Source organism: Halomicronema sp. CCY15110 (assembly GCF_016888165.1).
Lineage (GTDB): Bacteria > Cyanobacteriota > Cyanobacteriia > Phormidesmidales > Phormidesmidaceae > Halomicronema.
Genome location: NZ_JACSWC010000233.1, coordinates 1 through 14545 on the forward strand (window position 1 = coordinate 1; position 14545 = coordinate 14545).

Below are 14545 nucleotides of genomic sequence, written 5' to 3' on the forward strand. Positions count from 1 at the left end.
TAGAAACACGACGACAAAAGAAGCATTTCAGACCAATCTCAAGGGACTGAGGGCATCTTTGCTACGCAAAGTAACCCCTTTAAAACATCCTCTAAGAATAAGCTTCGCCAACCCCTGACTCATCTTTTCTCTGGACAATTTTCAACTCTCTTGGAGACTTTAAACCATGCCATCCCGTATGCCTACCAAAAATGCTTCCCTACGGAAATTACTTCGTAAAGAGCAGCTAAACTCTCGACGAAGGGGAAATCATGCCAACAACAATCAGAATAACAATAACCAGAGTCGGCAAAAATCAGTTGGTACTGTCAGCCCTCGGGGAGTCAAAGCACTGACATCTTCCCTCAAGCTTTCAACGGAGGACGTCGTCAGTCCTATCATGACAATTGATTCTCAGCAAAATTCCTACAAAGGATTTTACTTTCATAAGAAAACAGGCCCCGTCTTGGCAATTGAAAATCTCAGTGATAGCAGCTACCAGACATTGAGTGAGTTAGTGAGTGACACTAACATTCTGGCCCAGGAACTCAACGCTAGCAATGACGGGGGACAGGCTCCTCCCCCGCCGACTGAAATTTATTTAGCTCCTGACGAGAGACTGAGCGAACAGGCTCGCCAAACTCTCCTTCAAAACACCCTCACAACGCTCAATCTCGGTCAAGTTTCACAGGGAAAGGAGTATACCCGAGAACTGTTTAATGGCTATGTCAAATTCAAGCTAGTTGACACCCCTGAATTTATTGAGCCTCAACATCAGGTTATGCGTCCACTAGAATTGGTACGAGAAATGGGAGAGCGGGACCAGTACAGACCTGGCCACCAGCTCTACAACAGCGTTATTAAAACCTTAGGAAACTACATAGATACAGTCAACTTAAAGCAAGATGAATTGGTCAAGAAATCCAAATCTAAACCGCTTTCTCCTGATGATTTCAAGAAAGCGAATGATGAGGTTCAGGCTAAGTTAAAAAATCTAAATGATGCCTTGAATCAATATTTAAATGAGGGAGTATCGCTTAAGATCCCCAAAACATTACTAAATAAAAAGTATAGGGCTATCAAAAAACTCCAGAAGCAGCTAGTGGCGGCAAACAAGGATGATATCAACGAAGTTCTTGAAGTGACTCGCCAAAATTATTGGCTAAGGACATTTAATCCTCTTAATGCCAACACAGCTGCCCAAGGTGTACGTTTAGGAAAAGGTGCTCAAGGTGAAGTCTTTTCCAAAATTTTTGATGTCAGCGATCGACCTGACCTACCAGATAGCTTTGAAGCTGCCACCAAATTTAGTGCTGCATATGCTAACGACGAAGCTTTCAGCGCTGGTATTCCACGCGACAATCCTGGAGAAGCAAAGCGGGCTGTGGCCACCTATGAAATGAGTCGGTTGCTAGGTTTAGATGTGATTCCACCAACCGTCTTTGTCTTAGGAACTAATCCGCGTACGAAACGGCAGGAACTAGGGTATGCAATACAAAAAGTATCCGGCACGGATGCTCAGATCGACGAGCGGACTCATACCTATACCAAAGAGGAAATCACTCAATCAGGCTACTTGAACGATCCAAAGATAGATATTCAAGGTAATGAGAAACGGGTTTGGAATGAAGATGGAATTTTGAAAGAAGCCTATAGATTTATTACCAGACCTGTGCAAGTTCCCTCAATGGACACCAATGCCCAGTTTCAAAAAGACTTGGCAAATCTTCAAATTCTGGACAATGTGATTGGTCACGCAGATCGTCATTTGGGTAATGTTAGGATCGAATTAGCCGAAAATAATACCATCCGAGTCAAAGGGATTGATAATGACGACACTTTTGGTAGTCGTTGGGCTCCCAAAAATCCTCATGCTGATTTACGAGATAAACAGGGATCTAAAACTCCTGGAATGCCACCCACCATAGATGTTCATGCTGCAGTCAGTATTCTTAAAGTGACACCTAATGACTTGGAACCATTAAGAACTAAACTCACTGATGCTGAATACCAAGCGACTAAAACCCGCCTGGAAAATGTCCAGAAGACAATCAGACAACGCATCACGGACAAGCAACTGGCAATTATGCCAGGTCAAACCTTGTCGGAGGCCGATAAAGCCTTTTTGGCAACAGCAGCCGAGCTGCCAAATGCTAGTTCCTTAAGTCAATTGCCGCAGTGGGGAAGCGTTAGCGTTTATCAAGCTTATATGCCAGTCCCCGTTACATCAAACAAGCCGCCAATCACTAATAGCTATATAGGGGAAATAATTGCCTTAGCCCAATCACCAGACCCATCACTAGCCCCATCACAATCACGCGGCTTTGCTTCTTGGCCTAACAATGCCTGATGGTTAGGTGGTATTGCAATTTAACTCCGCTCAGTCTTCGTCCGATTTAACTCAACAGGGTCTGCAGGTTGAGCGGTGTTAAAGCTCGGGCGGCAGGGAGTTTATTTGCGGACAAATTCCTAAAGAGCGATCGCAATACCGAATTGGAAGCTGATGAGCTTACCAAAGCCTTTGAGTCGGGTCTTGCAGTTTCTCCAGTAAGGCGACATTCTGCTTCCACGGTAAATTGGCCATGCCTCTGCAAATGCCCTCGTGTATTTCAGGTTGGATCGGACTAAGTGTCAGAACTGATTACTTGGGGGTGTCACAATCCGCCGAGCCGTCGATAAGCTAAAGCGTCGTTGCGCTACCGCCGTCATGCACTGCCCTCATGTCAGTCCGAAGACACTCGCGTTCGTCTTAACCAGACCCCTAGTCTCGGCTATCCACTCTATTACTGTCGCAGTTGCCAGCGGAGCTTTAACGAACGGACGGGTATGCCGTTCAATCACCTTGAGGTGCCCACTGATAGTGTCTTCCAGGGGCGCTATTGCCGGTTGTGCTTTAAGCTCCGCGATCGCGATGTGGCCGAACTCTTTTGGCTATGCGGTTTTAACTTTAGCCATGAAACGGTACGGGAATGGAGTGAGCGCTTGACCCCGACATTTGCTGAACACATTCACGCCAAACGACAGCAGACATTCGGTCGCATCTGGTACGCAGTACTAGGCAAGTCAGTTCAGCATCAGGTCTCAAAGTCAGTCCATCATCCGGTTGAGCAAAGTCATCGGCAACTCAAGCCGCGATATTATCTGACGCTGGGCTTTAGCCAGGCCGAGATAGCGGGCTATTTTTGTGAGGCCGTTAAGGCACTGAATCAATTTTTGCGTGTGCGTGAGTCGATGGGAGAAGTGGTGTCTCTACCGGAATATCGGAGCCAGATCAAAGCCCGAATGAGCGAACTCAGAGACATGATGAAGGCTGCGCAAGAATGAGGATGGAGTGGATCGGCATGTCAGCGATCGCTGCTTTCGTAGACAGAGTATTCAATTCTGACACTTAGAGCATAGGCACTTCCATAGTTATGCCGCCACCCCTATCGAGAATCTGATGGGGATGGTTTTGTCTTGGCCTGAAAACCTTGCTGAAAAGGGCTTTTTCGGCAAGGTACCTTCAACCCTGGCCAGTCACGGTGAGCGTTAGAGGCCATTGGGCGTGCGATCGCCAACCATCATTTTCGGCAATGTCGGAAGCGGCGGCGGGGTGGTCATCGGTGAGGAAGCATTCCCGTCTATGGTTTAGTGCAGGTGAGTTTTCTTCATCTAAATTTCATTGTCACCCTAAGCTAAGGTTAAGGGCACCTATAAATGTATCTATAAATTCTAGGTAGGAGCTACGTTTTCATGTAGGTCAGCAGTCTACCAACACATGTCTGTGTAATGAGACTGTCAATGTATTCCGCTTTTTGAAAGTAAACTCACAAATTATGTATATTTCATGAACAAAATAAACTCCTTTCAGATCAATGCTCCTGACGTTGTTAGTGAGACTATTGACGGCGAGACAGTCATCATAAATTTATATAAAGGCCTTTATTACAATCTCAATCCAAGTGGCTCATTTATCTGGACATTGATTGAAGCGAGTGTTTCAAAAGACGAGATTCTTCAATTCTTAAAGCAAAATTATTCTCATCTTAGTGATGAAGATCAAGCTGGCGTGACTCAACTGTTTGATCGCCTACTCGCCGAAGAACTGATTGTAGAAAATGAATCGTCTGCTCCAGCAACGACTCCTGCGTTGTCTGCTCCAGCTAGCTTCGAAGCGCCTGTGCTGTTCAAATATGCCGATATGCAAGACTTGTTGGCGCTGGACCCCATTCATGATGTTGATGAAACGGGATGGCCCAATCAACCGGCTGAGGTTTTGGGAGCCGGGAATTTCTAGAACGACCGACGCCCGGTACGACGACTGACGTTTCTGGAGACAACTGATGGTGATGACTGCTGTGGCTGAACCTTTCCCCGAGGTTCAGCGAAATGTTGCTGAAGCTTTCGAATACCACGCGGCTCTAGATGTTGCCTTCGAGCAAGCAGCCCAAGCCGCTGGTGGCGTGGAATGTCGAGATTTTGTGGTCGCGGGCTTTGGCATTCGCTTGCGCTTTGCGGGGGTAGCCCTGATCGCTAAGCTGACTCCAGCTCTGGAGCATCTAGCGGTGGCGACTCCGCAAACGCCAGATCTCACGATTAATCTCTGGGATGGGGCTTCCACTGGGGTGATGACGCCTCCTCCCCCCTGGCGCGATGATGCTTATGCCTACGGCTCTCATGGTGAGATACGCGGATACGACAGCGATCGCATCCGCATCGTTTTCAACATGTATTTTGATGCCCTGAGTCTGCTGAACGTGGCAGATAACCGGGCCGTGTTCTGGGTGCGAGACAGTGACAACATTCCCTTTTGGGAAACCGCCGCGCCGTTGCGAATCTTGTTGCACTGGTGGTTGGGCAGTCGGGGGTTGCACTTTATCCACGGTGCCGCGATCGGCATTCCTACGGCGGGAGCACTTCTGGTCGGCAAAGGCGGTTCAGGAAAATCAACCACGGCTCTTACCTGTCTTGACTCAGACCTGAGCTACGTCAGTGATGACTATTGTTTGCTGTCGGAACCCCCTAATCCCCAAGCCTACAGCCTCTATAGCTCCGCTAAGCTCAAGCCTGACAATACGCGCCTGCCACACCTACTGCCGCTCGTTCACAACCAGAATCGTCAGCCGGATGAGAAACCCTTCATTCTGTTGCAGCAGCATTTTCCGGAAAAGTTGGTGCCTAGTTTGCCCATGAAGATGATTCTGGTACCTCAGATCACTGGACACGTGGATACCCAAATTTATCCCGTAAAAGGAGCGGCGGCGCTCTTGGCTCTCGCTCCCAGCACCATCTTTCAATTACCAGGGGGGACTGCGGCCAAGTTTAAAGAGATGGCGGCACTGGTCAAGGAAATTCCGTGTTACACCCTGGCACTAGGCACGGATCTGACCCAGATTCCCCGGGTGATTCAGACCGCGCTTGAAGAGGTGGCAGCATGAAGCCAGAAGTCAGCGTCATTATTCCGGTCTATAACGGGGCCAAGTTTTTGCGCGAGGCGATCGCGAATGTCGAGGCCCAAACCCATCCCAACCTGGAAATCATCGTGGTGGATGATGGTTCCACCGACGACACGGCAGCAGTGGCAAGGAGTTTGGGCAATCGCCTCCGCTACCTTCATCAAGTCAATCAAGGCCCAGCAGCGGCTCGTAACCGCGGTTTGCAAGCGGCTCAGGGTGAATTCATCGCCTTCTTGGACGTCGATGACCAATGGCCTGCCGACAAACTCAAGCATCAGCTTGCCGCCTTTACCACTAAGCCTCAACTAGAGATTGTGAATGGCTATGTGCAGATGTTGCAGGCAGTGCCGACAGCCTCGGGTGAAGTTGAGTTTCAGCCCCGTCATGTCCCCGTAGTCAGTTTTAACTTGGGCAGTGCAGTCTTTCGGCGATCCGTGTTTGACAAAGTGGGTTTGCTAGATGCCAGCCAGATCCACAGCGAAGATGTGGACTGGTTTATGCACGCCCGCGAACTCGGAGTGGCGATGGTGGTGCTGGAGGAAGTGACCCTGCTATATCGCAAACACGACAGTAACCTGACCCGCGATCGCCAGGAAAATCTCAAGGGGTTTATGCAGGCCGTCCGCAAATCGATTCAACGGCGGCAGCAAGCTGGCAAAAGCGTTGAGGATTTACCGCAGTTGCAATACCTCCAACCGAATGGCGAAATTACTCTCAAGAACCCAGAGGTCGTCACCCCGCTGGAAACTGTAACCCACCGCCAGCCTCCGATTAGCTCATCATGACTTGCCCAACCATTAGTGTCATTATTCCTGTCCATAACCGGGAACAGTACGTGGCCGAAGCCATTCACAGCGTTCTGGCCCAGACTCATCCTGCCACTGAAATTTGGGCGATCGACGATGGCTCGACGGACAACAGCGCTGCTGCGATTCAGGCCTTTGGCAATGCGGTCCGTTATTATCGGCAGCCCAATGGAGGGGCGGCGGCAGCACGAAACCAAGGCGTGGAGCTAGCGACAGGCGACTTTCTGGCGTTTTTAGATTCCGACGATCGCTGGTTGCCCCATAAGCTAGCCCTGCAACTTGCAGAATTTGAGAAAAATCCTGATCTGGCGATGGCATTTGGCCATGTGCGCCAGTTTTGCAGTCCCGAGTTACCCCCTGACCAGCACCCCCGCATCACCGCCGAAGTCATGGCCGGTTACCACGTGGGTACGTTACTGGTCAGACGTTCCGCCTTTCAGCAGGTGGGGTCGTTTGAAACCCAGTGGCGCGTCGGGGAATTCGTCAGTTGGCAGGCAAAAGCAACCGATCTGGGCCTGCCGCTGGTGATGCTACCGGACGTCGTCATGGAGCGCCGTCTACATGCCACCAATATGGGGCGGACGGAACGTTCTAGTGCCAATGACTATCTCCAGATCGTGCGAGCCGCGCTGGAACGTCGCCGCGCCCAGGCAGATGCCACGACCACGACTCAGGTAGAGGAATCATCATGATCAGTCACGCGACCGTGCCCACAACGCCCGCCGCTAACATGCACTGGCAACCGATTCCGGCCACCAGTTGGCAGCCAACGACGACGCACCAGCTCTTACTACGGGTAATCTGTGGCACGGACGAGGCGGCGATCGCGGCCTGGCAAACCTGGGTGCAGCAAATCGACATTGAACAGTTAGACGAAGGCTCTTACTGGCTCTTACCTCGGGTTTATCAACGCTGCCCAACCCTGGAAATCTCTGATCCTTCCCCCCGCGAAACCGCTACCTGGCAACGCCTCAAAGGCGTTTATCGCCACGTCTGGTCCCGTAATCAAATGATTTTGCGGTATCTCGGCGAAGCGGTGCAGGAATTGAAAGAGGCTGACATTGCGGCAGTTGTGGTCGGGGGGGCTGCACTGGTTGCAGCACCAGGAGCAGACATCGGCAGTCGTCGCGCCGACGATAGCGGCATTTGGGTGCCTGCTGAGACTCTTGGTGCTGCCCTGGTCATCCTCAAATCCCTCGGCTGGAGGCCCACCCTGTCGAAATCGCCGGACCAATTGCGCGCGCAACAAACCGCTGTGGGACTACGCCGCCAGCGCGACACCCTGACTTTGTACTGGCGGGTGTTACCGGAATGCCCGGTGTTGGGGGTAGCCGGGGAAGAGGCTGCCACGGGCACTACCTTGACTCTCGGTCATGAGTTCGCGATCGCCCTCAGCCCCACGGATCAGTGCTTCGCGTGTTGTATTCAGGCCACCCGCTGGCAACCGCGATCACCCGTGTATTGGCTGGCAGATGCGGCTCACCTGATTCAGCAACACCCGATTGATTGGGCACGCCTGATCTATCTAGGTCGCACTCATCAACTGACCTTGCCGCTGCTCAAAAGCCTGACCCATCTCTCGTCACTATTAGGGACGGCGGAGTTGGCACAGACTTGCCAGACTCTCCGGGGCATTCCCCTCACGGCTGCTGAGCGCGCCGAGTTTGCGGCGAAAGCCCAACCCTATCCTCTGTGGGGACAACTCTCGCCCCTTTGGTTTGAGTACCGTCGATTGACATCCCATCACTGGTTTCAGTACCCCGCTGGGTTTGCTCAATTTCTGGCTCATCGGTGGGGGCTTAACCACTCCTGGCAGGTGCCCCTCCATGCCAGCAAGCAAGGCGTTCAGCGTCTACTGAGAGCTGTAAATTCTCGTCGTAATTAAGTTTGAACACACCAACAAGTTCTGTTCTGACCTCTCACCCCCAGGTACCCATGCAATCCATTCAATGTTTGTTAGCCGAACTGCTCTTTGCCGAACCGACCCGCGCGATCGCTGCAGGGACTGAACTCACTACAACTGAGCGCTGGCACCAGATGCTGGAGTTGTCGTTTAAATGGCGGGTCACGCCCCAGCTTTGGCAACGGCTACAGTATTTAGAAATCGACCTGCCAGATACGGTTCGAGGTGAGTTCAGCCAGCTCTGCCGAGTAATTGCGGTTCAGTCCACCACGGCGGCTCACCGCAGTGTTCGGGTGATGAGCGCACTCCACGCTGCCGGCATAGAAGCCGTTGCCTTTAAAGGGATTGGGGTGATGGCGAGCTTATACGCCAAACCGAGCGATCGCATGGTGGGCGATGTCGATATCCTGATTGCCCCGGAATCTCTAGAAGCCGCGATCACGGCCCTCACCTACATCGGCTTTACCCCCGTCCTGCCGGGCGAACTCAACGATTACTTGGAGTACCTTCACCACCGCACCCGAGCCGATAACCTGTTCCTCATTTTGGAAGATGCCTCTGGGTTTGAAATTGACCTGCATTGGGGCCTCAAAGCCACCGCTGGTGTTGAGTTCTCCGTGGCTGATATCCTCAGCCGTGCCGTTACAGCCACCCTCCTCAATCAACCAATTCAGGTTGCGAGCCCGAGCGATGCCATGCTGCTCTCGGTGCACCACTCCATCCGCGACGACCTTGCTCCGGCCAGCGCAATTAAAGATCTCTGCGATTTACACACCTGGTGGATGAACCGCGATCGCTGGGAGCTGGGAAGCGTTATTCACCAGGCGGAGAAAACGGGATTGCTCGCCCCCCTAATTGCACTGTGGCAAACTCTTGCATCATATGATGCCACCCATCCAGTCCAGCGCGAGGTTCAGGATATTCATGCTCATTTAACCACCGAAATCCTGTCCACTGCCCAAAATCTACAAAGCCTCTTTATGCTGCAGTTACAGGGCGAAAATCTAAATCGTGATCTAGTTAATGGCCTCAATTGGAGCACCGTGCAGCGCTTTATCCGCCGTCGTCTTCAAAAAGGAGGCACCATCTCGTTTGACCAATCTCTCTGGGGGATCCGTCATAGCGGCGCGTTCAACTTCAAAAAGATACAGCGCCTGTTCAAAACACTTTTTCAGCTAGATCGCAAAAAACTAGACGCTTACAAAGCCCTTTCCAACCTACAGGATCGTTAATAATGCCAGCCTCTCATCATCCGAGGAAATATTCTTCACTTTTTGACATATAGAATAATCTATAAATTACTATTTTTAAAAGCTGAGCGCTTTCTTTTTCCTGAGGTTCCATGAGCGGTCATCGTATTCAAAACATATTGCCGTATTGGCTAGCCCTCAAAAGCTCAATTTTTCAATCATTTGTGACAACCGAAGTAGCAGCACTCTATTGTCAAGTCTACTCAATAGCCATCAAGATTTTTGTTGCGATGATGAACTATCCCGTCCTTTTTCAAAAAGCAAATTACCAAAATTCTTTCTCCTAAAATGTATGTAGAAGCATTTGCAATTCGAAGCAACTCAAAAATACATGGCTTCGACTTTAAGCCAAGACAACTGATGGAGAATATTTCCAAAGAAAGTTTTCCACGTGAACTTTTCGCTCACTTCATAAGAGAAATTGGAAGTTCATATACCTTAAAAGAGAAAACATCTTTAAGCAAATCCTGCGCCATATGCTAGCCATAAAACGTCAATACTGGCATGATACTCCAGAGAATCCCTTGAAAAAACAAGATCTATGTTGATTGCGAAAAGTTTCTAGATACGTACGAGAAATATCATATGATTTCTCATGAAATCGAGCACATAATATCTGAGATACCCCATCTTGAGATTTCTTATGGATAAGATTTAGAGGAAATTAGCTGTCATCAGAGAACACTTTCCAAAATATTTTCTTACTGACAAGTCCCTGATGCAGTTGCGCAAACTACTATGAATAAAATAGCTGCACCTAAGTCGTCTGATGACGTACAAAATGCTTGATGAAGTCACAACCTGCTTACGTCAAATTCGCTATCTTTATCATCTTGAATCTTATAAGGAAACTATAAATAAATTACTGGAAGAAGGAATCTCTGAATCATCTAGAAAATTCATCAAATTTTTAATAAGGGACACTTCACATACTATACGCTAATATTGCTGTTTTGGAAAATCTGACTGCTACTGATTTCCTGTTTATTCATTAGAGGTGACAATGCTAATGAAGTCGTTGTTGTCAAAAATAAAGCAGGTTTTAATTCAAAGTGTTGAACAATCAGCAATGCTGAATCATCAGCTTGTGAGGAGTTTAAAGGCCTATCGTTACCCACAGGCGACTCACGAAAACCTTCAACAGGAAGCGAAAAATTCGATCCATCTACTAGAAAGATGTCTTACTGAAAATATTGCTCAGTTTTGGTTAGCCAATGGCATTGATGACCGAGATGGAGGATATCGAATCAACTTAGATCAAACTGGTAAATCTTCCAAAGTAAATCGTAAAGGCCTTGTTACCCAAGCCAGAATGTTATGGCTGTTTTCGCGATTATCTCGAAGTCGCTATGCTCAGCCCAGTTATATCGAGGCCGCCCATCATGGCTTTGAGTTTTTGTCTCTTAATTTGTGGGATCAAAACCATCAGGGATTTGTCTGGGAAGTTGATGTTACAAGCTCAGGAAGTGTAAGAACTGACAAACATTTATACGGTCAGGCATTTGCCCTATATGCACTCTCTGAATATTTCCTCGCAACCCAAAGCTCTGAGGCAATCCAATACGCCAAAACTCTGTTCAATTTACTTGATAGGAAAGCTCACGATCATCAATATGGCGGTTATCGCGAGCATTTTGACCAGCAGTGGCAGATCCCTTCAGCAGCTACCCGTCCGCTGCTTGGCGCAGATACATCTCAGAAGACGATGAACACCCACCTTCATTTACTGGAGGCAATGATAGCTTACTATCGCGCGACTAATTGTACGATCGCCTAGGGTCGAATCTTCGAATTACTGAACATCTTGACTGTCGCTGTTAACCAAGGTGAAGCCGGAGCTTGCTTTGACCAATTCAATCTAGACTGGACCTTAGCAGAGCCTCACAAAAAACAACTCATTTCTTACGGTCATGGCATTGAAAGTATTTGGTTGATTCTTGATGCTTTCCAGGCTTTAAACCTATCACCCTATCCATTTTTATCACAGATGGAAAAAACCTTTGCCTTTGCCATGAAATACGGTTATGACTGGAACGGGGGAGGATTTTATGAAGCGGGTTATTGGAATCAGGTTGCCTGCCAACGAGACAAAATCTGGTGGGTCCAAGCTGAGGCTATGGTAGGAGCCCTGTATCTTTATGCTTTAACCCGTTCATCGAAGTATCTTTGGGTTTTTAATCATTTAGTCAACTTTATTGATCGACGCTTGATTGATTGGGAGATGGGCGAATGGCATAACCATATCACGCCCACTGGTGCGATCGCTGGCATGAAGGCCGATTTATGGAAAGCTGGCTATCACAACGGTCGAGCCGTTTTATTAGCTTTAGAAATTCTTCGAGATGAATATCCAATCGCCGGTCAAAGCAAGTTTACAGATCGTCGATTGTGATTGATATTGGGAAGCTTTTCCGTTTCAGCTGAACAGCTGACGTGTTTTCTTTGAAAGCACACATTAGTCACTGAAAAGTGGCACTCTTCTCTCCCACACTGCAGATGTTATGTTTCTTGAAAACCATCGAAATCCAAGTCATTACTGAAAGGATTTATCCGATAATCAGTAAAGAATAACTATAGCGCTAGCTGATTGATGCTTAACGCTTATTGGGACATTTCTTCAGCTAAAAAGTTAAGATTTGAAATCAGCATGCAACTAAATTTCATCGGTAGAATTATTAGAAAGTTGAAGCGCTGGAGCAGTAATTCCAGCGCTTCAACTGCCAATCCCTCTTTTACTCAATCTGAGGTCGTTCCAGAGGACTTACTGGCAAAGCAGTTGTTGGCTGGGAAAACCGCTCTTGTGACGGGAGGTGCTAGCAACATTGGCCGGGGCATCGCGATTGAAATGGCCCAGCAAGGAGCCAACATCATCGTGGTGGATAAAGATCAGGCCGCTTGCGAGCGATTAAAACCCACCATTAGCGGTATGGGTGTTCAGTATCACGCATTTGCGATCGACATTACAGATACTGCGGCGATCGCTCAAATGCTACAAACACTGCGCGATCAAAATCAGGCGATCAACATCCTGGTTAACAACGTGGGGATCGTGCCACACGAGACCGGCTTCGGAAATTTGGCGGGCAATCATTTTCGCGACTTATTTGAGGTCAACGTCTTTGCTCCAATGGCACTGACCTATCAAGTGACGCAAGCGATGTTGGCAACGAATAAGCCTGGGGTCATCCTGTTCATTACTTCTATCCACCAATCGGTGACTTCTCGTTGGATTGCTTACAGTAGTTCAAAAGCAGCCATCCAAATGGCGGTGCAAGAGTTGGCCTTAGAACTGGCCGGTGCCAATATTCGGGTCAACGGCATTGCGCCTGGGTGGGTCGCTGAAGATGAACAAGCCAATCCTAAGCCTCACCCTTATACTCCACTGGGTAAATGCTCGATCAACCCTCGTTATATTGGGCGGGCAGCGGTTTATCTAGCTTCTGATTATTTCTCACGATTTACGACGGGCACCGTACTCACGATTGATGCGGGCCTGTCTCTCTATAATTCACGCACGCAAGAAGCGCCGCCGCCTCATTTTCATTAACGAAACAGGTAAATCGGCCGTGAGACAGAAATGGTTGCGGATGGTACGACGTCTGGAGGAAAGCGCGGAGACATGGAAGCGGCGTCATCGATGGCAACGGTTTGTGGCCATTCATGCAGGGTTTCTGGACCTCTTTGCTGCACCACGACGAATTGAACGATTAGCCACGGGCTTTCAATTTACGGAAGGCCCTGTATGGCTGCCAGAGACGGAGCGGCTCCTGTTTAGTGATATTCCAGCTAATCGCATTTATCAGTTAGCGCCAGCCTCTAGAGTGGTGACGATTTTTCGGGAACCTAGCAACCACAGCAATGGTCTCACACGTGACCCCAAAGGCCGTTTGATTGCCTGTGAGCACGGCAAACGCCGGGTTACCCGAACGGAGCTAGACGGTACGATAACGGTATTGACCGATCGCTTTGCAGGCAATCTCCTTAATAGTCCTAATGATGTCGTAGTCGCTCGTGATGGCGCAATTTACTTTACCGATCCGCCCTACGGCATTCGCCCTCAACAACAACAACAACCCACCCAAGGAGTCTATCGGATTGCTCCCGATGGCTCCATTCGGCAAGTTGTTGACGATTTCGATCGCCCGAATGGCCTGATCTTCAGTCCTGATGGCCGGTATTTATACATTGACGATTCATCAGCGCGATGCCACATTCGGCGATTTAAGGTGCAAGCCGACGGTAGCTTGACCGATGGACAAGTGTTTTATGACATGACCAGTAGGGCCTCAGGTGATCCCGATGGTATGGCGATCGATGAACATGGTTATCTCTATTGCACAGGGCCAGGTGGTATTTGGGTTTTCGCGCCAACGGGTCGCCATTTGGGCACAGTTTTTTTGTCCGAACAACCCGCTAACTGTACGTGGGGAGATCACGATGGCCGGAGTCTGTATATCACCGCTCGAACCTCCATCTACCGTATCCGATGTGCCGACACCGGTCATCGCGGTTTCCCGCAGTCAATTTAACTGTCGATAATAGAATCCTTGCTACATCAATGAATCTCTAATGGGGGCAAGGCTCCGGTTTTGGTTTGCTGTGGCTTCGCTCAGGCGGTAAAAAGCCCTCCACCGGCTGTCGCTGCTAGCAAAGGGCTAAGGGATCGGCGGGAAAATAACATCCCGGTAACGGCAGTGCTTGGGTGGCTGGATGGCTGGGTCAGTTGCGGGTCTGGAGTCGGTACTTTAATTGCCCGCGCATCCCTATGGTTTCAGCCGTCCGGTCGGGTAACAGCGCGATCGGTTGATGGGTTTCGAGATTCACTAAAATTGTTCCGTATTGATGGCCTCTGCGCAACGCAAAGTCATCCACGCCCAAAATGCTTGGGGTATCCGCTTCTGGGAACGATAGGCGGTCGATGAGATACAGAAAGGTATTGCGACTAGCCTCCGTGTTCAGGTGTTGACCGAGGCGAACAGCCGCTGAGCCGCCCAAGCTGAGAGCGATGGCAGTAAGCTGCTCAGCGTAGCGCAAGGTCCGTCTGGCCCAAGGAGCAACGATAGTGGGCAATCGCTCCGTAAAGATGCGCCGACGGCAGGTCTCATTCAGGCAAAAGAACTTACCCACTTCCAACAGGATGGTGAGGCCGAACTGAGCTAGAGGCAAGTCTTG

10 protein-coding genes and 2 pseudogenes are annotated in these 14545 nt (G+C 49.4%); 11 read left to right on the top strand and 1 reads right to left on the bottom strand.

Annotation, left to right across the window (positions count from 1 at the left end):
- The first annotated feature begins 166 nt into the window (after window positions 1-166).
- The 11 genes and pseudogenes from JUK32_RS08510 to JUK32_RS08565 all read left to right on the top strand — a co-directional run bounded on the left by JUK32_RS08510 (window position 167) and on the right by JUK32_RS08565 (window position 13902).
- Complete coding sequence (locus JUK32_RS08510) at window positions 167-2329, top strand: hypothetical protein (protein WP_204138429.1); 2163 nt, start codon at window positions 167-169, stop codon at window positions 2327-2329.
- Window positions 2330-2826: 497 nt separating this feature from the next.
- Window positions 2827-3303, top strand: coding sequence for a hypothetical protein (locus tag JUK32_RS08515; protein WP_239112463.1), 477 nt, complete (start codon window positions 2827-2829; stop codon window positions 3301-3303).
- A 502-nt stretch (window positions 3304-3805) separates the two neighbouring features.
- Window positions 3806-4255, top strand: a complete 450-nt coding sequence (locus tag JUK32_RS08520) for a PqqD family protein (protein ID WP_204138430.1) — start codon at window positions 3806-3808, stop codon at window positions 4253-4255.
- Window positions 4256-4301: 46 nt separating this feature from the next.
- On the top strand, window positions 4302-5396 hold the full coding sequence (locus JUK32_RS08525) for a serine kinase (protein WP_204138431.1): 1095 nt from the start codon (window positions 4302-4304) through the stop codon (window positions 5394-5396).
- Window positions 5393-6199, top strand: a complete 807-nt coding sequence (locus JUK32_RS08530; protein ID WP_204138432.1) for a glycosyltransferase family A protein — start codon at window positions 5393-5395, stop codon at window positions 6197-6199. Before JUK32_RS08525 ends, JUK32_RS08530 begins: the two co-directional genes overlap by 4 nt.
- On the top strand, window positions 6196-6912 hold the full coding sequence (locus tag JUK32_RS08535) for a glycosyltransferase family A protein (protein WP_204138433.1): 717 nt from the start codon (window positions 6196-6198) through the stop codon (window positions 6910-6912). Before JUK32_RS08530 ends, JUK32_RS08535 begins: the two co-directional genes overlap by 4 nt.
- Window positions 6909-8105: a nucleotidyltransferase family protein gene (locus tag JUK32_RS08540; protein ID WP_204138434.1), complete on the top strand. Its 1197-nt coding sequence runs from the start codon at window positions 6909-6911 to the stop codon at window positions 8103-8105. The genes JUK32_RS08535 and JUK32_RS08540 overlap by 4 nt, the downstream gene beginning before the upstream one ends.
- A 50-nt stretch (window positions 8106-8155) precedes the next feature.
- Window positions 8156-9355 carry a nucleotidyltransferase family protein gene (locus JUK32_RS08545; RefSeq protein ID WP_204138435.1) on the top strand — a complete coding sequence of 400 codons (1200 nt, stop codon included), beginning with the start codon at window positions 8156-8158 and terminating at the stop codon, window positions 9353-9355.
- Window positions 9356-10442: 1087 nt separating this feature from the next.
- A pseudogene (locus JUK32_RS27460) lies at window positions 10443-11765 on the top strand (AGE family epimerase/isomerase).
- 198 nt (window positions 11766-11963) lie between these two features.
- Complete coding sequence (locus JUK32_RS08560; RefSeq protein WP_204138438.1) at window positions 11964-12920, top strand: SDR family NAD(P)-dependent oxidoreductase; 957 nt, start codon at window positions 11964-11966, stop codon at window positions 12918-12920.
- Window positions 12921-12960: 40 nt separating this feature from the next.
- The gene (locus JUK32_RS08565; protein ID WP_204138439.1) at window positions 12961-13902 is read left to right on the top strand and encodes an SMP-30/gluconolactonase/LRE family protein; all 942 of its coding nucleotides are present in this window, start codon (window positions 12961-12963) and stop codon (window positions 13900-13902) included.
- 235 nt (window positions 13903-14137) lie between these two features.
- Here JUK32_RS08565 and JUK32_RS08570 read toward each other — a convergent pair.
- Window positions 14138-14545, bottom strand: a pseudogene (locus tag JUK32_RS08570) (ISL3 family transposase); the annotation flags it as partial.